General features: G+C 72.2%; 16 protein-coding genes, 4 tRNA genes and 1 other RNA gene. 11 read left to right on the top strand and 10 right to left on the bottom strand.

Annotation, left to right across the window (positions count from 1 at the left end; all coding sequences use genetic code 11):
- Positions 1 to 626: 626 nt before the first annotated feature.
- A complete protein-coding gene (locus tag HNQ79_RS18050) occupies positions 627 to 2,030 on the top strand; it encodes an LPXTG cell wall anchor domain-containing protein (protein WP_185032260.1) in 1,404 nt (467 codons plus the stop codon).
- Positions 2,031 to 2,383: 353 nt separating this feature from the next.
- Here HNQ79_RS18050 and HNQ79_RS18045 read toward each other — a convergent pair whose 3' ends face one another.
- Complete coding sequence (locus HNQ79_RS18045) at positions 2,384 to 3,079, bottom strand: sensor domain-containing protein (protein ID WP_185032258.1); 696 nt, start codon at positions 3,077 to 3,079, stop codon at positions 2,384 to 2,386.
- A gap of 304 nt (positions 3,080 to 3,383) precedes the next feature.
- Positions 3,384 to 3,468 (bottom strand) — tRNA-Ser (locus HNQ79_RS18040).
- Between the two features lie 130 nt (positions 3,469 to 3,598).
- Between HNQ79_RS18040 and ffs the strand changes: the two genes are divergently transcribed.
- The 6 genes from ffs to HNQ79_RS18010 all read left to right on the top strand — a co-directional run bounded on the left by ffs (position 3,599) and on the right by HNQ79_RS18010 (position 12,801).
- Positions 3,599 to 3,695, top strand: an RNA gene (ffs, locus tag HNQ79_RS18035) — signal recognition particle sRNA small type.
- Positions 3,696 to 3,763: 68 nt separating this feature from the next.
- A complete protein-coding gene (locus tag HNQ79_RS18030) occupies positions 3,764 to 6,091 on the top strand; it encodes a DNA polymerase III subunit gamma and tau (RefSeq protein WP_185032256.1) in 2,328 nt (775 codons plus the stop codon).
- Between the two features lie 342 nt (positions 6,092 to 6,433).
- Entirely contained in the window at positions 6,434 to 7,705 is a 1,272-nt protein-coding gene (gene purD, locus HNQ79_RS18025) for a phosphoribosylamine--glycine ligase (RefSeq protein WP_185032254.1), read from the top strand.
- Positions 7,706 to 8,295: 590 nt separating this feature from the next.
- Complete coding sequence (locus tag HNQ79_RS18020) at positions 8,296 to 10,074, top strand: hypothetical protein (RefSeq protein ID WP_185032666.1); 1,779 nt, start codon at positions 8,296 to 8,298, stop codon at positions 10,072 to 10,074.
- A gap of 214 nt (positions 10,075 to 10,288) precedes the next feature.
- On the top strand, positions 10,289 to 11,767 hold the full coding sequence (locus HNQ79_RS18015; RefSeq protein WP_185032252.1) for a N,N-dimethylformamidase beta subunit family domain-containing protein: 1,479 nt from the start codon (positions 10,289 to 10,291) through the stop codon (positions 11,765 to 11,767).
- Between the two features lie 119 nt (positions 11,768 to 11,886).
- Complete coding sequence (locus tag HNQ79_RS18010) at positions 11,887 to 12,801, top strand: phosphoribosylaminoimidazolesuccinocarboxamide synthase (RefSeq protein WP_185032251.1); 915 nt, start codon at positions 11,887 to 11,889, stop codon at positions 12,799 to 12,801.
- Between the two features lie 49 nt (positions 12,802 to 12,850).
- On the opposite strand, the gene HNQ79_RS18005 is transcribed toward HNQ79_RS18010, so the two are convergent.
- From HNQ79_RS18005 to HNQ79_RS17970, 8 genes are all read right to left on the bottom strand, one after another.
- A tRNA-Gly gene (locus HNQ79_RS18005) sits at positions 12,851 to 12,923 on the bottom strand.
- Between the two features lie 23 nt (positions 12,924 to 12,946).
- A complete protein-coding gene (locus HNQ79_RS18000) occupies positions 12,947 to 13,558 on the bottom strand; it encodes a response regulator transcription factor (protein ID WP_185032250.1) in 612 nt (203 codons plus the stop codon).
- Positions 13,555 to 14,901, bottom strand: coding sequence for a sensor histidine kinase (locus HNQ79_RS17995; RefSeq protein ID WP_185032249.1), 1,347 nt, complete (start codon positions 14,899 to 14,901; stop codon positions 13,555 to 13,557). The genes HNQ79_RS18000 and HNQ79_RS17995 overlap by 4 nt, the downstream gene beginning before the upstream one ends.
- A 63-nt stretch (positions 14,902 to 14,964) precedes the next feature.
- Complete coding sequence (locus HNQ79_RS17990; protein ID WP_229923248.1) at positions 14,965 to 15,777, bottom strand: ABC transporter permease; 813 nt, start codon at positions 15,775 to 15,777, stop codon at positions 14,965 to 14,967.
- Positions 15,774 to 16,751, bottom strand: coding sequence for an ABC transporter ATP-binding protein (locus HNQ79_RS17985; RefSeq protein WP_185032248.1), 978 nt, complete (start codon positions 16,749 to 16,751; stop codon positions 15,774 to 15,776). Before HNQ79_RS17985 ends, HNQ79_RS17990 begins: the two co-directional genes overlap by 4 nt.
- Positions 16,752 to 16,880: 129 nt before the next feature.
- Positions 16,881 to 16,953, bottom strand: a tRNA-Gly gene (locus HNQ79_RS17980).
- Positions 16,954 to 17,036: 83 nt separating this feature from the next.
- Positions 17,037 to 17,108 (bottom strand) — tRNA-Gly (locus tag HNQ79_RS17975).
- Positions 17,109 to 17,283: 175 nt separating this feature from the next.
- Positions 17,284 to 17,601 carry a histone-like nucleoid-structuring protein Lsr2 gene (locus tag HNQ79_RS17970; protein ID WP_185032247.1) on the bottom strand — a complete coding sequence of 106 codons (318 nt, stop codon included), beginning with the start codon at positions 17,599 to 17,601 and terminating at the stop codon, positions 17,284 to 17,286.
- A 353-nt stretch (positions 17,602 to 17,954) separates the two neighbouring features.
- Between HNQ79_RS17970 and purS the strand changes: the two genes are divergently transcribed.
- From purS to HNQ79_RS17950, 4 genes are all read left to right on the top strand, one after another.
- A complete protein-coding gene (purS, locus tag HNQ79_RS17965; protein WP_185032246.1) occupies positions 17,955 to 18,206 on the top strand; it encodes a phosphoribosylformylglycinamidine synthase subunit PurS in 252 nt (83 codons plus the stop codon).
- Complete coding sequence (gene purQ / locus HNQ79_RS17960) at positions 18,203 to 18,883, top strand: phosphoribosylformylglycinamidine synthase subunit PurQ (protein WP_185032244.1); 681 nt, start codon at positions 18,203 to 18,205, stop codon at positions 18,881 to 18,883. The genes purS and purQ overlap by 4 nt, the downstream gene beginning before the upstream one ends.
- Positions 18,880 to 21,177, top strand: a complete 2,298-nt coding sequence (purL, locus tag HNQ79_RS17955) for a phosphoribosylformylglycinamidine synthase subunit PurL (RefSeq protein WP_185032243.1) — start codon at positions 18,880 to 18,882, stop codon at positions 21,175 to 21,177. The genes purQ and purL overlap by 4 nt, the downstream gene beginning before the upstream one ends.
- Positions 21,178 to 21,283: 106 nt before the next feature.
- A complete protein-coding gene (locus HNQ79_RS17950; protein ID WP_185032242.1) occupies positions 21,284 to 23,035 on the top strand; it encodes a hypothetical protein in 1,752 nt (583 codons plus the stop codon).
- The last annotated feature ends 63 nt before the right edge of the window (positions 23,036 to 23,098 follow it).

Here is a 23,098-nt window from a genome sequence, read left to right as displayed (position 1 = left end):
GATTCTTGAGGCTTCTGGGAATGGTTGCGTCGTAACTCGTGGGCCTGAGTGTCGATACGTGTCACTCCGACCGCCCGCGGCGGCAGCCGAATGGCGCCCCTGAGTCACCCGGGGCGCGCGTGCACGGAGTTGGCGTGCGGTACCGGGGGTGCGTGTGCGGAGTTCTGCGTGACACCGGGCGTGCGGGTGCGCGGGGTCGTGTTCGGCACCTGGCGTGCGGGTGGGAGGTCTGGCGGAGGGCCGGCGGGGCCAGCCGGCCACCTTCCCCGGCCTCGACCCCGTGGCGCCCGCGTCCGGCGGCGTTCGGCGACCTCACCGGCGCCGGCCTCGACCGGGCGCTGCGGCCCTTCCGCTGCCACCCGCCCGCGCTTCCGTTTGTGAAACACCTCACAGAGAAACCGGCAGGCCCGCGGGCAACTGACCGGAACGTCCGCGTTCGGTGCGCGGGTTGTCCCGCCGTTCGGTCACCGCGTGTGGAATCTCCCTACGCCGGCTCCTTGCCCGGCCGTACGATCTCCGAGCAGCCGCCCGCGTGAGCAGGGCTCCGCAGCGGCGCCCCACTCTTTCGCTCTCCCACGTGCTTCCGGTCCGCTTCGGACCGCTCACCGTTAGAAGAAAAGGCTCGCGTGAAGATTCGCCGCATGCTCGCGACGGCCGTGGCCGCCGCCGTCACCACGCCCGTACTGCTCCTGTCGGCCGGTCAGGCGTTCGCCGCCGACCCGACGACGCTCGCCCAGGCACAGGGGCAGCAGGCCAAGCCGACCGAGGCCGAGCTGAAGAAGCTCGCCGAGGCCGCCGCGGAGGCGCAGAAGGCCTACGACGCCGCCGTAGCCGCCCACCGGACCGCCACCGCCGCCGTGGAGGCGGCCGTGTCCGACACGGCACCGCTGAAGCTGAAGGCCGACGAGGCGAAGAAGGCCGCCGAGACCGCCGTCGGCCTGAAGACGGCCGCCGACGAGAAGCTCGCCGGGGCCGAGGCCGCGCTGGAGAAGCTCAACAAGGACACCGACGCCACCGACGAGGCGAAGGCCGAAGCCGAGAAGGCCGTGAAGGACGCGCAGTCCGCGGCCGCCGAGGCGGCCACCGCCAAGGAGACGGCCGACAGCGCCTACCGGGTCGCCGTGAAGGCCAACGACGACGCCCGGGTCGAGGCGGTCCGCAAGCTCGGTACTGCCGCGACTGCCCTGGAGACCGCCAAGACGGCCAAGGACCTCGCCGACAAGGCGCTGAAGGCCGCCGAGGCCGAGGCCGCCAAGCCCGACCCGACCCAGCCCCCCGTCAACCCGACGAAGCCGCCGGTGGAGCCGACGAAGCCCCCGGTGGACCCGACCAAACCGCCCGTCGAGCCGGGCGAGGACGACGAGTGCGTCGTCGACAGCTCCCTCACCACCACCCTCAACGGCCTGCCGTCGAAGGTCGTCGCCGGTACGACGGTGAACTTCACCCTCCGCGTCACCAACGGCACCGGCAAGGAACTCGACGAGGTCCAGCCGTTCGCCGCCGTCTTCGCCGACCCGAAGTCCGGCTCCGGCGAAGTCGATTCGCTGCTGCGCCTCCAGGCCGCCCCGGCCGGCTCGAACTCCTTCAAGGACGTCGAGGCAGCTTCGTACGCGGGCACCATCACCCACCTGAAGGACGGCGCGTCCGCCGACCTGAAGCTGCGGCTGATCGTCGACGCCAAGGCCCCGGCGGCCGACGGCTACGGCTTCGTCGCCGGTGACTACTGGAACACCGACGGCTCCTGCGGTGGCAACGACCTCAGGGAGTACAACTTCTCGATCCTCGCGGCGGGCAGCAAGCCCGGCAAGGTCACCGAGTCCAAGCCCGGCAAGGTGAAGGACACCACCGAGGTCATCCTCCCGCAGGGCGGCCGGTCCACCACCCCGGTCACCACGGACGCCTCCGGCAACCTCGCCGCGACCGGTGCCTCCGGCACCTCGCAGCTCGCCCTCACGGCCGGCGCGGCGATCGCACTCGGCGCCGGCGCGGTCTTCGTCGTCCGCCGCCGCAAGGCGGACACCCAGGCCTGACCCGGGGACGGCGGCGAGCCACCGGGGCCCGACACCTGCGCCCGACACCAGGGCCTGCCCTGCGGGCCGACGCCTGGGGACGGCCGCGGGCCGCCGAGCTGAAGCCGCCGCAGAGCGGCCCACGGCGCACGGCCCACAGCACCGCGCAATGACGCCCGCCGCACGGCACGGGGCGGGGAGGACCGGAACCGGTCCTCCCCGCCCCTTCGCCGTGCACCCGTACGGCGCAGGCGGGCGGGCACCCGGGACGGGGCGGCCGAAGGACCGGACGCCAGGCGGGCCCGCCCGGCCCGGAACGCGGGGCCCGGACCGGAGTCGCCGGGTCAGGGCCCCGCGCTCCACCCCGGGTGCGCTCACCGTCCGAGCAGCCCCCGCACCGCCGCCCGGTCCACGCTCGTCAGGGCGCGCACCACCTTCGGGGTGAGGACGACGATCGCGAGCCCCACCAAGGACACCGCGGCGAGCTGGACGGGCGAGGTGACGTCGTACGTGTGCCGGACGCCGCCGGAGGTGAAGTCGTACACCCGGTAGCCGGTCCAGCCGTCGACGTACCGGGCGAAGACCCAGTTGTACGCGGGCAGCAGCGCGACCGCCCAGCCCACGGACCAGACGGTCACCGTCGTCACGAAGCTGAAGACGCGCCACGGGAACATCAGTACCTGGAACAGCAGCGCCTTCCAGCCGGCCGCGTCCACCAGCCGGTTGGCCATCGCCGCGAAGAAACCGCGCCGCTCCGCCCGTGCCACCGGCTCCGGCCCCTCCACGGTCAGTCCGAGCCCGTGCCGAGCCCTGCCGCGTTCGGCTGCGCCGAGTCCGCGCGCCCCGGCCAGCATCGCGGCCAGCACCGGCAGCCCGAGGACGGTGACGAGAAGCCCGGCCCCCGCCGCGGACATCGACACGGCGAAGGCGAACCCCACGACCGCCACCGGCAACGAGGTGAGCACGTACCCGATCTCCCGGTACGTGGCGGCGGCGAACGGCGCGCGGAGGAAGCCGCCGACGGGCGCGGCCTCCGCAGGAGCGGGGGAGGAGAGGGAGACGGTGGTCATGGCGGGCCTCGAATCATCGCGGTGGGGACGTTTCGCAACGTTCCGTGCTGATGAGAAGAACGATCCCGGAACCGGCGTCCGATGAGGATGGTGCCGCCCGGCCGATCAGAGGTGGTGCCAGCCCCCGTATCCCCCTCCGGGGTCCCCGCAGCGCCGGTACCGGCCGGAGACGGCGCGCGACCGGTCGCCGCCTGCACGGCGGAGCCCGGGCGGGGCTGTGTCTGAGTCGCACCGTCGGGATCGCGGACGGGCCCCGGGAACGACAGAGGCCCGGACCATCGAACTGGTCCGGGCCTCTGGCCGGCGGAGGATACGAGATTCGAACTCGTGAGGGGTTGCCCCCAACACGCTTTCCAAGCGTGCGCCCTAGGCCACTAGGCGAATCCTCCGCCGCAAACAATACAAGACGTTGGGGAGTGCTTGCGACCGTGTTCGGCGGGCGGGGGTTCGAGAGGGGGTTCGGGGGATGTGCAGGTGGGGGCGGGTCGATTTGGGGGGAGGGGATCGGCTAGGGTGGGCATCAGCCCCTCACGTGGCGCTATCTGACTGAACTCCCCCAGGGCCGGAAGGCAGCAAGGGTAGGTTGGCTCTGGCGGGTGCGTGGGGGGTCTTTGCGTTCCCGGGGAGGTGCCCTCCGGGCCGGGGCGGGGCCGGTTGTCAGTGGGTCCCGATAACCTCGTATGTGTGTCGTCCCTTGCGCTGTACCGCCGCTATCGCCCCGAGTCGTTCGCCGAGGTCATCGGGCAGGAGCATGTCACTGCCCCGCTGATGCAGGCCCTGCGGAACAACCGGGTCAACCACGCGTACCTGTTCAGCGGGCCGCGGGGTTGTGGAAAGACGACCAGCGCGCGCATCCTGGCGCGTTGTCTCAACTGTGAGCAGGGGCCGACGCCCACCCCGTGCGGGGAGTGCCAGTCCTGTCAGGACCTGGCGCGCAACGGCCGCGGGTCCATCGACGTGATCGAGATCGACGCCGCCTCGCACGGTGGTGTGGACGACGCGCGCGACCTGCGGGAGAAGGCGTTCTTCGGGCCGGCCGGCAGCCGGTACAAGATCTACATCATCGACGAGGCACACATGGTCACCTCGGCGGGCTTCAACGCCCTGCTGAAGGTGGTCGAGGAGCCGCCGGAGCACCTGAAGTTCATCTTCGCGACCACCGAGCCCGATAAGGTCATCGGGACGATCCGGTCGAGGACGCACCACTACCCGTTCCGGCTCGTGCCGCCGGGCACGCTCCGGGACTACCTCGGCGAGGTGTGCGGGAAGGAGGGCATTCCGGTCGAGGACGGGGTGCTGCCGCTGGTCGTGCGGGCGGGGGCCGGTTCCGTGCGTGACTCGATGTCCGTGATGGACCAGTTGCTGGCGGGTGCGGCCGAGGACGGTGTGACGTACGCCATGGCGACCGCCCTGCTCGGCTACACCGACGGGTCGCTCCTCGACTCGGTGGTGGACGCGTTCGCTTCGCAGGACGGGGCCGCGGCCTTCGAGGTCGTGGACCGGGTGATCGAGGGCGGTAACGACCCGCGCAGGTTCGTGGCGGACCTGCTGGAGCGGTTGCGGGACCTGGTGATCCTGGCGGCGGTGCCGGACGCGGGGGAGAAGGGGCTCATCGACGCCCCCGTCGACGTGGTCGAACGGATGCAGGCACAGGCGTCCGTCTTCGGTGCCGCAGAGCTGAGCCGGGCTGCGGACCTGGTGAACACCGGGCTGACCGAAATGCGCGGGGCGACCTCGCCCCGGCTGCAACTGGAGCTGATCTGCGCGCGAGTGCTGCTGCCCGCGGCCTTCGACGACGAGCGTTCCGTACAGGCGCGGCTGGACCGGTTGGAGCGCAGTGGCCCCGCCGGGGGCGGATTCGTTCCCGGCGGAGCGATGCCGGGAATGCCCGCGACGGGGTATGTGCCCGGGCCCGAGGCGCACGCGGCACCCATGCCGGGGGGTGCGCCCGGGATGGGTGCGGGGGGTGGACACGGGGTCGCCCCTGCTGCTTCCGCTTCCCCGGTGGCTTCTGCTTCCGGTGCTCCCGCGGCGCCTGCTGGGCCGGTGGCTCCGGCCCCCGTGGCTGCCCAGGCGCCGCCCGCTCGGACAGCCGTCCCCGAGGCTCCGGTTTCCCGGGCGCCGGCCGCTCACGCCCCGACCCCGCCCGCGCCGGCCGCCGAGACACCCGCGGCCCCCGCCCGCCGGCCCGGCGGGTGGCCCACCGCGTCCGCTCCGGGGCAGGGCCGGCCCGAGCCCGTCGCGCCGCGGCCGGGTCAGCCGCAGGCCCCCGCCGCTGCTCCCTCTCCGGCGGCGGGTCCCAGCGCGGCCGCCGCGCAGGGCGCCGCCCAGGTGCAGAACATGTGGCCCGGGATCCTGGAGGCGGTCAAGAACAAGCGCCGGTTCACCTGGATCCTGCTCAGCCAGAACGCCCAGGTCGTCGGTTTCGACGGAACCACCCTGCAGGTGGGGTTCATCAACGCCGGCGCCCGCGACAACTTCGCCAGCAGCGGCAGTGAGGACGTGCTGAAGCAGGTCCTGGCCGAATCCTTCCAGGTGCAGTGGCGGATCGAGTCCGTCGTCGACGCGAACGGCGGCGGAGGCGGCCAGCCCACCGGTCCTCCCGGGGGTTACGGCGGCGGTGGTTTCGGCGGCGGTGGCGGCTTCGGCGGTGGGAACAGTGGCGGCGGCGGTTACGGAGGTGCTCCCGCGTCCCCTCCGACTCCGGCCCCGGCCGCACCCCGGCCTCATCGAGCGGCGCCCCCGCAGGGGGACGGCGGAGGAGCCCCGACGCAGTCGGGCGCAGCGGTACCGCAGGCGCCCGCACAGCCCTCGCAGGGGCAGTACCAGGGGCGCCCGTCCGCTGCTGAGACGCCGTCGCGTCCCGATGCCGTGCAGCGGCAGTCGGTGTCCGTCGAGGACGACATGCCGGAGGACGACGACCCGGATCTCGTCGACTCGGCGCTGTCCGGGCACGACCTGATCGTGCGGGAACTGGGAGCGACTGTTGTCGAGGAGTACGTGAACGAGTAGCGCGGGCCGCTGGGGACGCGTAGCGCGGGTGGGCTGGGGAGGTGACGCGGTCGGCCGGGAAGCGTCACGCCGCATCCGGCCGGTAGGCGTGACGCAGGTCGCGGGGAGGGTACTCGACCCGGCTGTCCTCGCGGTCCGACGCGGGCCGGTCGGCCGCGTGACACCGGTCGGCCGCGTGACACCGGTCGGCCGATCTGACGCGGGCGCGTCCGGCGCGAGGCGTCAGAGGCCCCCTCACCGGGCCTTTGTCGTAGTAAACGACAAAGGATGATCCGGCTCTGCGTCGGCAGGATCTCCAGCCCCGTGCGTTCCGGTCTTCGTACAGGCTCTAGGCTGCACCCCGTGAAGGTCCTCGTCATCGGCGGCGGCGCCCGCGAACACGCCCTGTGCCGCTCTCTGTCCCTCGACCCCGACGTCACCGCCCTCTACTGCGCCCCCGGCAACGCCGGCATCGCAGAAGTGGCGGAGCTGCACCCGGTCGATGCCCTCGACGGGGCCGCCGTGGCGCGCCTCGCCACCGAACTCGACGCCGGTCTCGTCGTCGTGGGCCCGGAGGCCCCGCTCGTCGCGGGGGTCGCCGACGCCGTGCGCGAAGCCGGGATCCCGTGCTTCGGGCCGTCCAAGGAGGCGGCCGAACTGGAAGGCTCCAAGGCGTTCGCCAAGGACGTGATGGCCGCGGCCGGTGTGCCCACCGCACGCAGCTACGTCTGTACGACGCCGGAGGAGATCGACTCCGCACTGGCCGCGTTCGGGGCCCCGTACGTCGTCAAGGACGACGGCCTCGCGGCGGGCAAGGGCGTCGTCGTGACCGACGACGTCGCTCAGGCGCGGGCGCACGCGCTCGCCTGCGAACGGGTCGTCATCGAGGAGTTCCTGGACGGGCCCGAGGTGTCGCTCTTCGCGATCACGGACGGCGTCACCGTCCTTCCGCTGCAGCCCGCACAGGACTTCAAGCGGGCCCTGGACGGCGACGAAGGCCCCAACACCGGAGGCATGGGCGCGTATTCGCCGCTGCCCTGGGCCGACCCCAAGCTCGTCGACGAGGTCATGGAGTCCGTTCTCCAGCCGACCGTCGACGAACTGCGGCGGCGCGGCACGCCGTTCTCCGGGCTGTTGTACGCGGGACTGGCGATGACCGGCCGGGGGGTGCGGGTCATCGAGTTCAACGCCCGCTTCGGCGACCCCGAGACCCAGGTCGTCCTCGCCCGCCTCCGTACGCCTCTCGCGGGCGTGCTGCTCGGCGCGGCCAACGGCACTCTGGACGTCCAGCCCCCGCTGGCCTGGCGCGACGAGGCGGCCGTCACGGTCGTCGTCGCCTCGCACAACTACCCCGGCACCCCGCGCACCGGCGACCGGATCGAGGGCCTCGACGAGGTGGCCGCCCAGGACGGTCCCGAGGCGTACGTCCTGCACGCGGGCACCCAGCAGGACGCCTCGGGCGCGGTGCTGAGCGCCGGTGGCCGAGTGCTGTCGGTGACGGCCACGGGCGCCGACCTGACGGTGGCCCGCGAGCGGGCGTACCGGGCGGTGGAGCGCATCAGGCTCGACGGCTCGCAGCACCGCACCGACATCGCGGCGAAGGCGGCGGCGGACGCGCGGGCCCCGCAGGGCTGAGCAGGAGCCCCGTCAGGAAGCGGCGGGGACAGCGGGTGAGAGCAGCCGGAGCCCGGTCGGGCTCCGGCTGTTCGGCGTGCCCGGCCCCGGTTCGCACCCGTCCGGCGCCACCGATGCACCGGCTCCCACCCCCCCATGCCGGCTGCCACCCCCACGTGTTCGGCCCCGGTCGCACGTCCGGCCCACCCGCATGCGCTTCCGCCGGTTGCGCGTCCCGTGCCCTCTCCCCCCCGCCCCGTATCCCGTTCCGGGGTTCACCCCAGAAGCCAGCACCTTTACCCAAAGCCATTCCATCGGGTGACGGCTCGCCCATCCGGATGACGGGTGCCGAAGCCCCAACTAGGGTGCCGCGCAGGCGTTCCGGCACTTGGCCCACCGACATTGCGATGTCAGAGGCGGGTGCCACAGTGGGGGCATGAACAACCCGTCGCAGGGCAGAGGGGGTGAATCCGGTCGTGTCCGGTGTGTCTGACTCCGGTGCCAGTTCCACTGGCCCCGGTTCTCGGTCCGGTTCTGGAACAGGGTCCGGCTCCGGAGCAGTTCCCGGCTCCGGTAGGGGACCCGGCAGTGCGCCGCGCGCCCCGGACGTCCTGGGTGCGGAACAGGGTGCGCAGGCCGCGCGGGCCAGGGCGCTCGCCGTGCTGCGGGTGCGCAGCCGGGCGCTCGCCGTGTCCCTGCTGCCCGCCGCCGTGGCCGTCGTGCTGCTGGTCGGCGGCGCGTCCGGGCGGCTGACGGGCGCGGGCTGGGACGCGGCCCGTTGGGCGGTGTCCGGGGTCGCGCTGGTCGTGCTGCTGGTCGCCCTGGTGGTCTCCGCGGTGATCGTGCGTGCGCGGCCAGCCGTGACGCCGACCGTGGAGCTGTCCGAGTCGTCCGCCCCCGACCTGTACCGGCTGGTGCGGGACCTGGCGGAGCGGCTGGAGGTGCCCGCCCCGTCCGCGATAGCCCTGACTCCCGACTGCGACAGCTGGCTGGAGGACCGCTCGCACCCGGCCGCCGGGAGCGCAGTCGTCGCCGGTGGACCGTCCGTCACAGGCGCGGAGCCCCTCGCCGGGGGAGCAGTAGCCGGTGAGTCCATACGCAGCGGGCCCGGCGCCCCAGCCCCCGTTCTGGTGATCGGCTCGCCCTTCCTGTGGTGGATGCGCGTCGCCGAGCTGCGGGCCGTCCTCGCCCCGGTCGTCGCCGGTACGGGCCCCGCCGCGCACCCCGACATAGCCGCCGCCCGTCGTTTCGTGCGGGGCCTGGACGCGGCCGTCGCGGTGACCGCGGAGCCCGGCCGTGGTGTCGTACGGCGTATCGCGCTGGCACCCCTGGGACGGATCTCCCGGCTCCTGCTCGTCGCTTGCCGCGAGCACATCACGCAGCTGGAACGGGGCGTCGCCGCAGCCGCGTCCGAGCGCGCACGGGCGGTGGACTATGGGCTGCGGATCGTCGCCCAGGAGCAGGTCGGCCTCGCCTACGCGGGCTGGGACCGGCTGCTGACCCGGGTCGCGCTGCCCGCCTGGCGGATGGGCCGCTGGCCCTCCCGGCTCGACGCCGGCGTGGTCTCCGCCCTCACCGAGCTGTCCCGCCGCGACCGCCTCGCCAACGAGTTCGCGTCCCGGCTCGGCGAGCGCCCCGCCTGCGACCTCCTGGAGGAGCCCGGCACCGTGGACGGGACCATCTCGCTGCTGGCCGCCCGGCTGTTCCACGGCGGCCCGGCCACCCCGGGCCCCGACTGGTCCCCGGTCGACTGGCAGGCGTACCCCGAGGAAGTCGTCGACCGGAAATGGCGTACCGAGGCCGCCCGGCTGCACCGCGTCCTGGACGCTCTGGACACCGTCGGTGCCGGCTCCCGGCACGACGGCACCGGCCGCGACCGTACGCCCGCCGCCGGCAGCCCCACGCTGGCCCGCGTCCTGGACCACCTCGCCGCCGCTCCCGTGCCGCTGACCGAGGCCCCCGGCCCCGACGACGGCCGCCCCGACGAGGAGCGCACCGACGCCCTCGCCGCCGGTATCGCCGCCGAGGCCGCCCGCGACGAGGCCGCCGCACCGCCGGCCGTGCCCGTGCCTGTCGGCGGGGGCCGGGAGGACAGCGGGGCCTGGGCGGAGGGCCCGCTGCCGGTCTTCCCGATCCAGCCGCCGCGCACCGGGCGCGACCTGCTCGCCGACCACGTCACCGCGATGGTCTGCTGTGCGGCGGTGGACACCGCGGGCGCGGCCCCCGGCCTGGACTGGCTCGACGGGCCCTCCCTGCTCGTCGGCGGCAAGCGCCGCTCCGACCTCACCGGGCCCGTTCTCAGCCTGGTGGAGGACGGCGATCCGGTCCCGCTGCGCGGCTGGCTGGCCGCGGTCGGTGTACGACCGGAGAAGCCGGTGCGGCTGGTATGAGCTCCGTTGAGCACACCGTGTCCGCGTGCCGCCGCAGACCCGCCGACAGGTCCCACGAACGGAGTACCCGGTTCCGTTTCACGCCAATTCGCGACGAACGGTGACGGAGTGAGCGCGTTATGTGATGTGCTGGGGTCCTGGAGCTGACAGGTGCTGCACCCCTGTGGCTCCGGGAAACCGGAGTTTTCTCGGGGGACCGAGGGAGGGATGTGACGTGGGGTCGGAGCAGATTCGCTGGGACTCGGGGGCGCTCGCGCACGCCGTCTCGGATCCGTTCGGCCAGGGCCCGCTGCCGTGGCTGCGCGGCGGCGACCAGTACCTGGACGAGGAAGGCGCGGTCGTCCCCTGGTACGCGGAGCTGGACCCGGCCACCGGCGCCCGGGTCCCACAGCCGCGCCGCACCTCCGGGCCCCGTACGGCCGACGACGTGAACTGCCAGATCAAGGGCTTCACCTCGTCCGGATCGGTCTCCCCCGGCGGGTCCGTCGACTTCCACGTCACGGTCAACCCGCCGCAGGAATTCTCCGTGTACGTCTACCGGATCGGCCACTACAGCGGCGCCGGCGCCACCAAGGTGGACACCAGCCCCCGGCTGTCCGGCATCGTCCAGCCCGCCCCGCTGGCCGCCGACCGCACGGTCTCGTGCCACCACTGGTGGCAGTCCTGGCGGCTGCAGATCCCCGAGTACTGGAGCCTCGGCGCGTACGTCGCCGTGCTGACCAGCGCGGACGGCCACCGCTCGCACATCCCGTTCACGGTCCGCGACGACCGCCCCGCCGACTACCTGCTCCTGATGCCCGACATCACCTGGCAGGCGTACAACCTCTACCCGGAGGACGGCCGGACCGGCGCCAGCCTCTACCACGCCTGGGACGAGCGGGGGCGCCTCCTCGGCGAGGAGGACGCGGCCACCACCGTCTCCTTCGACCGGCCGTACGCGGGCCAGGGCCTGCCCCTGCACGTCGGGCACGCCTACGACTTCATCCGCTGGGCCGAGCGGTACGGCTACGACCTCGCCTACGCCGACGCCCGCGACCTGCACGCCGGCCGCATCGACACCACCCGCTACCGGGGCCTGATCTTTCCCGGCCACGACGAGTACTGGTCGGTGCCCATGCGACGGGCCGCCGAGCGCGCCCGCGACGAGGGCACCTCCCTGGTCTTCCTCTCCGCCAACACCATGTACTGGCAGGTCGACCTCGCACCCTCGCCCTCCGGCGTCCCCGACCGCCTGCTGACCTGCCACAAGCGCCGCGCCCCCGGAAAAGCGGCGCTGTGGCGCGAGGTGGACAGGCCCGAGCAGCAGCTGCTGGGCATCCAGTACGCGGGGCGGGTCCCCGAGCCCAGCGCACTCGTCGTGCGCAACGCGGAGCACTGGCTGTGGGAGAACTCCGGCGCCGGCGAGGGCGACGAGATCGAGGGCCTGGTCGCGGGCGAGGCCGACCGTTACTTCCCGCGCACCGCCCTCCCCCCGCACTGCGGCCGCATCCTGCTCGCGCACTCCCCCTACCGGGACAGCGAAGGTGCGCTACGTCACCAGGAGACGTCGCTGTATCGCGCGCCCAGCGGGGCACTCGTCTTCGCGTCGGGAACCTTCGCCTGGTCCCCGGCGCTGGACCGTCCCGGTCACGTCGACTCCCGCATCCAGAAGGCGACGGCGAACCTCCTGGACCGCATCGCCAAGGGCACCTGATCCTTCCCCCGGGAGGCGACCGCACGGGCCCCGGGCGGGCGGACCCCACCCTGACCGGGTCTTTCCCCCTCCCGTACGGGAGAATCGTGCTCGATCGGCCATAACCACGGGGAGGAACCGTGTCCGGATTCGTAGTAAAGCCCGAGCCCCAGCAGGTGCCGGGCCTGGTACATCTGCACACCGGCAAGGTGCGCGACCTGTACCGGAACGAGGCGGGCGACCTCGTGATGGTCGCCAGCGACCGCACCAGCGCCTACGACTGGGTGCTGCCCAGCGTCATCCCCGACAAGGGGCGCATTCTCACCCAGCTGTCGCTGTGGTGGTTCGACCAGCTCCAGGACCTCGTCCCGCACCACGTCCTGTCCACCGACGTCCCGGCGGGCGCCCCGGCCGACTGGGCGGGCCGCACCCTGGTCTGCAAGTCGCTGCGCATGGTCCCCGTCGAGTGCGTGGCACGCGGCTACCTGACGGGCTCCGGTCTCGTCGAGTACCGCGAGTCCCGCACGGTCTGCGGTCTCGCCCTGCCCGAGGGCCTGGTCAACGGCTCGGAACTGCCCGGCCCGATCTTCACGCCCGCCACCAAGGCGGCCGTCGGCGACCACGACGAGAACGTGAGCTACGAGGAGGTCGCCCGCCAGGTCGGCGCGGAGACCGCCGCCCTGCTGCGCCAGACGACCCTCGCCGTGTACGGCCGGGCCCGCGACATCGCCCGCGACCGGGGCATCGTCCTCGCGGACACCAAGTTCGAGTTCGGGTACGAGACGGTGGCCGACGGCCAGGACCGCCTCGTCATCGCCGACGAGGTCCTCACCCCGGACTCCTCGCGGTTCTGGCCGGCGAGCAGCTGGGAGCCGGGCCGCGCGCAGCCGTCCTTCGACAAGCAGTTCATCCGCGACTGGCTGACCTCGGACGCCTCCGGCTGGGACCCCGGGTCCGACAGCCCGCCGCCCGCCCTCCCGCAGGAGATCGTGGACGCCTCCCGCGCCAAGTACGTCGAGGCGTACGAGCGGCTGACCGGCCTGACCTGGTCGTAGCGGGCACGAAGAAGGCCCCGGTCGTCATGACCGGGGCCTTCTCGGACGGAGCGGACGACCAGGTTCGAACTGGCGACCTCAACCTTGGCAAGGTTGCGCTCTACCAACTGAGCTACGTCCGCGCTGCGCCGTGGCGCGAGAACAACTATACCCAACCGCGCTCCCGTGCGAGACGCACCGCCGTATGACGGTTCTCCGCCCCCAGCTTCGACGCCGCCGACGACAGGTAGTTCCGTACGGTGCCCTGGCTCAGCGCCGCCCGCGCGGCGATCTCCGCGATCGGCGCCCCGTGCGCGGCCAGCTCCAGCACCTCCGCCTCCCGCACGGTCAGCGGCGAGTCCCCGGCCGCGATGGCGTCGGCCGCCAACTCCGGGTCCACATAACGGTTTCCGGCCCGTACGGTACGGATGATCTCGGCCAGTCGCTGGGCGCTCACCGTCTTGGGCACGAACCCCCGCACACCCGCCGCGAGCGCCCGCTTCAGATGGCCGGGCAGCCCGTGACTGGTCACGATCATGGTCCGGCAGTCCGGCACGTCGGTCCGCAGTCGTGTGGCCACCGCCACACCGTCCAGCCCCGGCATCTGCAGGTCCAGCACGGCGATGTCGGGCCGGTGCTGGAGCGCCATCGCCAGCGCCTCGTTCCCGGTGGCCGCCTCGGCCACCACCTCCAGGTCGTCCTCCAGGGCCAGCAGCGCGGCGAGCGCTCCCCGGATGAGGTGTTCGTCGTCGGCGAGCAGGATGCGCACGGCACTCACGCGGCACCGGCCTTCGGGCGGCCGGGGAGCTTCAGGAACTTCGCGCCGGTGGCGGGCGCGGGCGGCTGTGCGTGCTGCGGGCTCATGTGGCCGGTCTTCCCTCCGTCGGGGGGAGCGGGTTCGTCCGGTGCGCTCAGCGGCACGACGGCCGTCACCCGGAACATGCCGTCGCCGGTCGCCCCCGCGGCCAGCGTGCCGCCCACGGCGGCGAGCCGCTCGCGCAGCCCGGCCAGACCGGAGCCGGTCGCACCGACGGTGGCCCCGGCCGTAGCCCCGTCGTTCTCGACGACCAGGACCGCGCCGACCCCGTCCGAGGTGAGGCGCAGCGCGCAGCTCTTCGGGTTGCCGTGCCGCAGGACGTTGGTGGTGGTCTCGCGGACGACCCAGCCGAGCGCGGACTGCACCCCCGCGGGCAGACCGGCGGCCGGTGCGTCGGCCACCGTGCACGTGATGCCGGCCGCGGCCAGCACTCCGCGCGCCCCTTCGATCTCGTTGCGCAGGTCGGCCTCCCGGTACCCCCGTACGACCTCCCGCACCTCGCGCTGCGACTCCTGCGCGATCCGCTGCACCTCGGCCATCTGCTCGGCCGCCTCCGGCCGGCCGCGCCGGGCGAGCTGCATGGCGAGCTCGCTCTTCAGCGCGATGACCGCCAGGTTGCGCCCCATCACGTCGTGCAGGTCCCGGCCGAACCGCAGCCGCTCCTCCGCGACCGCGAGGCGGGCCGCGGTGTCCCGGGCCCGGTCGAGTTCCCAGATCATCGCCATGTACCAGAGCGACGAGCGATAGGTGATCAGGCAGAACACGCCCGCCAGCAGCACGGAGACCACCGTCACGGCCGCGGGTTCGGGGCGGCCCGTCGCCAGTCCCGCCGCGGAGCCCACCACCGCGGCCGCCACGGCGGTCCCCAGGATGAGCCACCGGACCCTCGACAGGGCGTACACGGACATCATCGTGGGGATCAGGCCGTAGAAGAGAAGCATGGACAGCGCGGAACCGTTGTCGTTCCGCGCGGCGAGCCCGCCGGTGGCCTGGAGGGTCAGTGCCGAGGTCACCACCACCGCGCCCAGCGCCACCGACACCAGGGCGGAGCGCCACGGGGCGGGGGCGCCGTGCAGCCGGTGGGCGAGACCGCGGTTCAGGCAGTGCATCAGGAGCACGCACTGGACGAAGAGGACCGCCATGAGGCCCTGGACCAGGACCAAGGAGCCGGAGTTCCTGACCAGGTTGTCCGGGAACGGGGCCAGCGCGCCGACGCTGGTGATCCAGGGCATCACGTACAGCGTGACCCGCAGGTACAGGTCCATCTTCGCGGCCCTGCCGCGCCTGCGCCAGAAACCCTTCATCCCGCCCACACTCCCTCGAAACCGGCCCCCGCCCCGGATCGGGACGGGGGCCGGAGGCCGGGTCTATCGCCGCGGCTCCCAGTGGAACCGCTTCTTGGCCGTGTACACCGACAGTACGGTCCAGGCCGCCACGACGGCCACGTCGCCCATCGCTCCGGTCCAGGTCAGCCCGCCGGACCAACCGCCCCGCATCAGCTCCACCACCGGAGAGAACGGCAGCAGTTCGCAGATCGTGGCGGCGGTGTCGGGGAGCGCCTCCAGCGGGAAGAACAGCCCGGAGCCGAACATCGACAGGAACATCACCGGTGCGATGGTGAGCTGCGCCCCCTCCACGCTCTTCGTGAAGGCGGTGGTCGCCACCGCGAGGAGCACCGCGAGTGCGATGCCGAGCGCGATGCCCACCGCCACGAACAGCACATGGGAAGGCATCTCCGCGTCGAGCAGTACGACCCCCGCCACCAGCAGCAGCACGCTCTGCACCAGCCCCGCCACGAGCGCGGCGATGGAGGTGCCCGCCAGGATTTCCATGTCGCCCTGCTCGCCGGTCCGCAGCCGCTTGAGCACCAATTCCTCGCGGCGGGTGACATAGGTGCCGACCAGCGTGGTGTAGATGCTGCCGATCATCACGTACGTCAGTGCCGTGGGGATCAGCATCGTGCCGAGGGACAGTCCGTACTGCTCCAAGTCCATGCCCTTGGCGACCGACAGGGACGCGAAGGTCAGGATGAGCGGCATCACCAGGATCGTCACCAGTCCGGCCTTGTGCCGTCCCAGCAGGATGAGTTCGGCGCGCGCCATCGCCTTCATCCGGCCGGCGGTCGTGGTGCGCGCTCCGGTCGCGGTCGTCCGTGCGCCCTGCGTCAGCGTGCCGCTCATCGCGCCGCCACCTCGTCCCTCGTCGTGTTCGCCGTCGTACCCGTCGATTCCTTCGCCTCCCGCGCGATGTACAGGAAGGCCTCCTCCAGCGAGGCCGACCGGACGTCGAGGCCGCGCAGCTCCACCCCCGCGCCGTCCGCCCAGACCAGCAGGCCGGTCGCCGCACGCTGGAGCTGCTGGGTCGACAGCTTCACGGTCCGGCCGCTCAGGTGGTGCTCGGTGACGCCCAGCGTGCCCAGCGGTGGGAGGTCGCCCAGGTGGTACCCGGGCGGCAGCTCGAAGCTGATCTGCGAGGGGTGCGCGGCCACCACGTCGTCCACCCGGCCCTCGGCGGCGATCCGCCCCTCGTGCATGATCGCCAGCCGGTCGGCCAGCTCCTCGGCCTCTTCGAGATAGTGCGTGGTCAGCAGTACGGTCGTGCCCTCGTCGCGCATCTCGCGCACCAACTCCCAGGTGGCGTGCCGCCCTTCGGCGTCGAGCCCGGTCGTCGGCTCGTCCAGGAACAGGACCTCGGGCCGGCCGAGGACCGCCATCGCGAGGTCGAGCCGCCGCCGTTCACCGCCGGACAGCTGGAGCACCCGTACGGCACGGCGCCCGCCGAGTCCCACCAGCTCCAGCGCCTCTTCGACCGGGCGGGCGCCGCTCGTGCAGCCCGCCCACATCCGTGCCGTCTCCAGCACCGTCAACTGCGAGGGGAAGCCGCCCTCCTGGAGCATCACGCCCACCCGGGGCCGGACCTGGGACCGCTGGGTGTACGGGTCGTGCCCCAGCACCCGGACGCGGCCGGCGGTCGGGGCGGCCAGGCCCTCCAGGAGTTCCAGCGTCGAGGTCTTGCCCGCGCCGTTCGTCCCCAGGAGTGCGAAGAGTTCGCCCCGGGCGACGGAGAGGGAGACGGAGCGGACGGCCTCGAAGCCTCCGGCGTACGTCCGCCGCAGTCCTTCGACGTCGATGACAAGCTCTGCGTTCGTGGTCATGACTCAAGGCTCGTGCCGCGGCGTCGCCGGCGGCAGTGCGGGCTGTCATCGCTCCCGATGACAAATGTCATGGCGGAGTGCGGGAACGCCGAAGGCCCCGGTCGTGATGACCGGGGCCTTCGATCTCTGAGCGGACGACCAGGTTCGAACTGGCGACCTCAACCTTGGCAAGGTTGCGCTCTACCAACTGAGCTACGTCCGCGAGGTGGTGCTGGTACTGCTCGGTGGTGCGGCATCACCTTACCCGATGCGCCGGGGTGACCGGCAACCGGTTGAGCGATGCAGAGCGGGTGACAGGAATTGCACACTGCGCCTTCCCCCTGGAAGAGGGATGTTCTACTACTGAACTACACCCGCACGCTGCGTGAGGCGGGGCCCTGCGGCCTTGCCCTTCGGCGTGCTCCAGACTTTAGCCCAGGTACCGGGGTGTGATGCAAATCGGTTCCCGGCCGACCCGCGCGGCCCCGCGGGAGGGCCCCGGCCGGGACCGCCCCGCGCTCCTGCCGGACCGTCAGGAGGCCGCGACCGGAGGTCAGGACGCTTCCGCGAACGCCTCGTAGACCTTCTTCGGGATGCGGCCCCTGGCCGGCACGTCCATGCGGTGCGACCGCGCCCAGGCACGTACCGCCGCCGGGTCGGGGGCCACCGCCGTGTGCCGGTACACATTGCCCGACTTCGAGTGCTTTCGGCCCGCGTCGACGTACGGCTTCAGTGCCGCGCGCAGTTTCTTTGCATTGGCGGGATTGAGGTCGATCTCGTACGACTTCCCGTCGAGGCCGAAGGTCACCGTTTCCGCCGCTTCTCCTCCGTCGATGTCGTCGGAGAGCGTGACCACTACGCGTTGAGCCACGGATATCGGTCCTTCCTGCGGACGAGTGCCGGTCGAGGTGCCGGGTCCACCGCGCTGACGTGCGGTGATGTCGGCCCACCAGCGTTTTCTGGTGAGGTGGTGAGCAATGTTGCTTTCTCTTGCATTCCTTTGTACAGGGGGAGTCATTGCATTGTGAAGCCCAGTCAATTCCCTCAGCGTGTCCAGAGCAATGCAAGGGCCTGTTTTTTCGTGGATTTTTCCCCGCGTTGTCGGCTCCGATACCGGAGCGTGATCGCTCGGAGGGATAGTCGGGACATATCTACCCGCGTAGAATTTTTGGGCGGGTACGCTGGTGAAACCGCCTTAAGCACCACACCACACCGGGAGTGCCAGTGGCACGCGTCGTAGTCGACGTCATGCTCAAGCCCGAGATTCTCGACCCGCAGGGACAGGCGGTGCAGCGTGCACTGCCCCGTCTCGGCTTCGAGTCAATCGCGGACGTCCGTCAGGGGAAGCGTTTCGAACTGGAGGTGGAGGGGCCGGTCGACGACGCCGCCCTCACCCGCATCCACGAGATGGCCGAAACGTTCCTCGCCAACACCGTCATCGAGGACTTCACCGTGAAGGTGGAGGAAGAGAAGTGACTTCTCGCATCGGAGTCGTCACCTTTCCCGGCACGCTCGACGACCAGGACGCGCTGCGCGCCGTCCGGATCGCGGGCGCCGAGCCGGTGTCCCTGTGGCACCGCGACAAGGACCTCCACCAGGTCGACGCGGTGGTCCTCGCCGGAGGGTTCTCCTACGGCGACTACCTGCGGGCCGGCGCCATCTCGCGCTTCTCGCCCGTGATGGACACGATCATCGACCAGGCGAAGGCCGGCATGCCGGTCCTCGGCATCTGCAACGGCTTCCAGATCCTCACCGAGGCACACCTGCTGCCCGGTGCGATGCTCCGGAACAACCACCTGCACTTCATCTGCCGCGACCAGAAGCTGCGGGTGGAGAACGCGGAGACCGCCTGGACCGCCGACTACGAGGCCGGCCAGGAGATCTCCGTACCGCTCAAGAACATGGACGGGCGGTACGTCGCCGACGAGCGCACGCTCGACGAGCTGGAGGCGGAGGGCCGGGTGGCGTTCCGATACCTGGACGGCAACCCCAACGGCTCGCTCCGGGACATCGCCGGCATCAGCAACGCGGCGGGCAACGTCGTGGGCCTGATGCCGCACCCCGAGCACGCCGTGGAGCCGCTGGTCGGCACGGGCCGTACCGACGGGCTCGGGTTCTTCACCTCGATCCTGAAGAAGTTGGTCAACGCATGACGACCGAGCGCAGCGAGGGCACCATCAAGCACAGCCTGGACACCGTCAAGCACGCTGCCGGGACCCCCGAGGTCGAGCAGCCCTGGAAGGAACTCGGCCTCAAGGAGGACGAGTACGCCCGGATCCGCGAGATCCTCGGCCGCCGTCCCACCGGCGCCGAGCTCGCCATGTACTCCGTGATGTGGTCCGAGCACTGCTCCTACAAGAGCAGCAAGGTCCACCTCAGGCAGTTCGGCGAGAAGGTCCCGGAGAACGACGCCATGCTCGTCGGCATCGGCGAGAACGCCGGCGTCGTCGACGTCGGCCAGGGCTACGCGGTCACCTTCAAGGTCGAGTCGCACAACCACCCCTCGTACATCGAGCCGTACCAGGGCGCGGCCACCGGCGTAGGCGGCATCGTCCGCGACATCCTCGCCATGGGCGCCCGCCCGGTCGCGGTCGTCGACCCGCTGCGCTTCGGCGCGGCCGACCACCCCGACACCCGGCGCGTCCTGCCCGGTGTGGTGGCCGGAATCGGCGGCTACGGAAACTGCCTCGGCCTGCCGAACATCGGCGGCGAGGTCGTCTTCGACGCCTGCTACCAGGGCAACCCGCTGGTCAACGCGGGCTGCATCGGCGTCATGAAGCACGAGGACATCCACCTCGCCAAGGCTTCCGGCGCGGGCAACAAGGTCATCCTGTACGGCGCCCGCACCGGCGGCGACGGCATCGGCGGCGTCTCGGTCCTCGCCTCGGAGACCTTCGACGACGCGAAGCCCACCAAGCGCCCCGCCGTCCAGGTCGGCGACCCGTTCCAGGAGAAGCTCCTGATCGAGTGCACCCTGGAGATCTTCGCCGAGAAGCTGGTCGACGGCATCCAGGACCTGGGCGGCGCCGGTCTCTCCTGCGCCACCAGCGAGCTGGCGTCGGCGGGTTCCGGCGGCATGCGCGTCGAGCTGGACACCGTGCCGCTGCGCGACTCCTCCCTCTCGCCCGAGGAAATCCTCATGAGCGAGTCGCAGGAGCGCATGTGCGCGATCGTCGAGCCGCAGCACGTGGACCGCTTCATGGAGATCTGCGAGAAGTGGGACGTCATCGCCACCGTCATCGGTGAGGTGACCGAGGGCTCCCAGCTGGAGATCTTCTGGCACGGCGAGCAGATCGTCGACGTGCCGCCGCGCACCGTCGCCCACGAGGGCCCGGTGTACGAGCGCCCCTACGCCAGGCCCTCCTGGCAGGACGCGCTCCAGGCGGACGACGCGAACAAGCTGGCCCGCCCGGCCGACGGCGACGAGCTGCGCGAGCAGGTCCTCAAGCTCGTCGCGTCGCCCAACCAGGCGTCCAAGGCGTGGATCACCGACCAGTACGACCGCTTCGTGCAGGGCAACACCGTCCTGGCGATGCCGGAGGACGCGGGCATGGTCCGCATCGACGCCGAGACCGGTCTCGGCGTGACGATGGCGACCGACGGCAACGGCCGGTACGCCAAGCTGGACCCGTACGCGGGTGCGCAGCTGGCGCTCGCCGAGTCGTACCGCAACGTCGCCACCACGGGAGCCAAGCCCCTCGCGATCTCCAACTGCCTCAACTTCGGCTCCCCCGAGGACCCGGACGTGATGTGGCAGTTCGCGGAGGCCACCCGGGGGCTCGCGGACGGCTGCCTGGAACTGGGAACTCCGGTGACCGGTGGCAACGTTTCTCTGTACAACCAGACCGGTGAGACCGCGATCCACCCCACGCCCGTCGTCGCGGTCCTCGGTGTCATCGACGACGTCTCCCGCCGTACGCCGATGGCCTTCGCCGAAGAGGGGCAGCTGCTGTACCTCCTCGGTGACACGCACGAGGAACTGGGCGGCTCCGCCTGGTCCGAGGTCGTGCACGGCCACCTCGGCGGTCTGCCGCCGAAGGTCGACCTGGCGCGCGAGAAGCTGCTCGGCGAGATCCTGATCTCGGCCTCCCGGGACGGCATGATCGACGCCGCCCACGACCTGAGCGACGGCGGTCTGATCCAGGCGGTCACCGAGTCCTGCCTCCGTGGCGGGAAGGGCGCGCGGCTGGTGGTGCCGGACGGCATCGACCCGTTCGTGTTCCTGTTCTCGGAGTCGGCCGGCCGCGCGGTCGTGTCGATCCCGCGCAGCGAGGAGCTCCGCTTCAACGACATGTGCGGGGCGCGCGGTCTGCCGGTCGCCCGCATCGGTGTCGTGGACGGCTCCGGCGCGGACGCGGCGATCGAGGTCCAGGGCCAGTTCGGCATCCCGCTGGCGGAGCTGAAGGAAGCCCACGAGGCGACCATTCCGGGCCTGCTGGCCCAGTGACCGCACGGCGGCGGACGGTTGTCGTCCGGCGCGTGCGGGAGTGCGGCCCCGCCCCGGGGCGACCGGGGGCGGGGCCGCACTCGCGTTCCGTGGTCATAATGCGCGGGTGAACGATCAACCCCCGCCGCCCGTGCGGCTTCCGGGCGCGTACATACCCGAGGGCACCGCCCCCTGGCGGTCCGCCGACGCGCGCCGCTGGCTGGCCGCCGTGCCCTCCCGCCGGTGGGCGCATCCGGTGTGGCTGCTGCTGACGCTGGTGCTGGCGGGAGTGCTGGTGTGGCTGCTGCCGGATCCGCCGCCGGAACTCCGTCTGGGCACCCGGTCCGAGGGGAGGACGGCACCGGCCCTGACAGCGGTCGAGTTCGGCGAGGGGTACGTGCCCCTGACCGCGAGGGCAGCCTCTGACGTCCTGATCTCGACCTCGTACGCGTCGACCGGCAGCGCGTGGCTCTTCGGGGACGTCTGGGTGTGGACGCTGACCACTCTGTTCCTGGGCTTCTTGCTCCTGGAGGCGTACTGGATCCTGCGGCGGCCCGCGCTCGCACTGGCCGTGCTAGGACCGCTGACCGCCGTCGTGCTGCTCAGCGACGCGGGGGTGGCCGACGCGGGGCCGGCGGCCAGGATCGTGGTGGGCGCCGCTGCTCTCCTGGCCGGGCTGCTCCTGCTGTACCGGCTGCGGGCGCGCGCACGCCGACGGGCGCACGCGGAGGCGGTCGCCGGCGCGTACCGGCACGCCCCGCCGCCGGTGCCGGTACGCCGGCCGCACCGGCTCCTCGCTCCGGCCGCCGCCGCTGTTCTGCTGGCCGTGGCGGGGTACGTCTGCGTGACCGAGTGGCCGTTCGGGGTGAACTGGCTGCTGCTGATGTCCGGGACGCTCGGCACCGGTCTTCTGGTCCACGTCCTCGCCAACTGGTGGACGGCCCGCCGGTTCGCACGGCGCCCGCAACCTGTGCTGCGCGTGCTCGTCCGGGAGGGCGAGGACGGCAGGGTCTGCGTGTACGCGGCCGACGACCACGCCGCGTCCGAGCCGCTGCTGCGCTTCCGGACGTGGGGAGGGTACGCGGGGGAGCGGGCCGGACAACCGGCGCCGCACGGCTCCGTCCGGGAGGCGGTGCTGTACGGACTGCCCAGCCCAGGGGCGCAGTTGACGTACGTCGCCGCAGTCGACGGACCCGACGGGCGCGTCGCCGTGGAACGCTCCACCACCCCGGCGGCCCTCGCCCCCGCCGTCCCCGACCCACACCCCCCACGCACCGAAAAGCCAATGGCCACCCAGAAGTTGGCGCCTACCGAGAAGGACACCGTGTCGCACCCCTCCGCTCCCGGCAGCCCCCGTACTCTCGTGGCCAGTTGGTCCGCCGGGCCGGTGAGCCGGACGGCCGGGGCGCTGGTCCTCCTCTTCGAGGCGGCGACGGTCTGGAACTTCTTCGACGACGAGCGCACCCTGCGGTCCTGGCTGCTGCTGGTCACGCTTCCCTTCGCCCTGACCTGGGCGGCGACCGCGCTCAACTGGCGTGTCACGACAGACCGTTCGGGCGTGTGGGTGGCGGGCGGCTGGCGGGTCGAGCAGGTGCCGTGGGCGGAGATCGAGAAGGTCGAGTGCGCCGAGGACCGCCTGGTCCTCGGCGCACTCGACGGCACGCAGACCGCCGTCCGCCCCACCGGCTGGGCGGGCCTGGACCGGCGTACCGCCAAGGGTCACGTGGCAGGGCGGGCCGCCGAAGGGATCCGCGCGATGCTCGCCGACCCCGAGTCGCGCCCCGCCGTGGACAGCACCCCCGCAGACCAGGGGACGCCGCTCGGCCCGGTGATTGTGCTGGTGGCGGCACTGATCGGGGCCGCGCTGACGTTGCTGTAGGCGCGCGGACCGGCCCCGGGGAACCACGCGCGGGGACGGTCTGCTTACGTAACCCGAGGGCCC

It is taken from the genome of Streptomyces candidus (assembly GCF_014207445.1).
GTDB lineage: Bacteria > Actinomycetota > Actinomycetes > Streptomycetales > Streptomycetaceae > Streptomyces > Streptomyces candidus.
This window is presented reverse-complemented; position numbering and strand designations above follow the sequence as displayed.

Bases quoted from the DNA above. Each gene is read 5' to 3' on its own strand.
- HNQ79_RS18045 (WP_185032258.1), bottom strand. From the start codon at position 3,079: ATGACCACCGTCTCCCTCTCCTCCCCCGCTCCTGCGGAGGCCGCGCCC.
- HNQ79_RS17995 (WP_185032249.1), bottom strand. From the start codon at position 14,901: ATGAAGGGTTTCTGGCGCAGGCGCGGCAGGGCCGCGAAGATGGACCTG.
- purL (WP_185032243.1), top strand. From the start codon at position 18,880: ATGACGACCGAGCGCAGCGAGGGCACCATCAAGCACAGCCTGGACACC.
- HNQ79_RS17990 (WP_229923248.1), bottom strand. From the start codon at position 15,777: ATGAGCGGCACGCTGACGCAGGGCGCACGGACGACCGCGACCGGAGCG.
- HNQ79_RS17985 (WP_185032248.1), bottom strand. From the start codon at position 16,751: ATGACCACGAACGCAGAGCTTGTCATCGACGTCGAAGGACTGCGGCGG.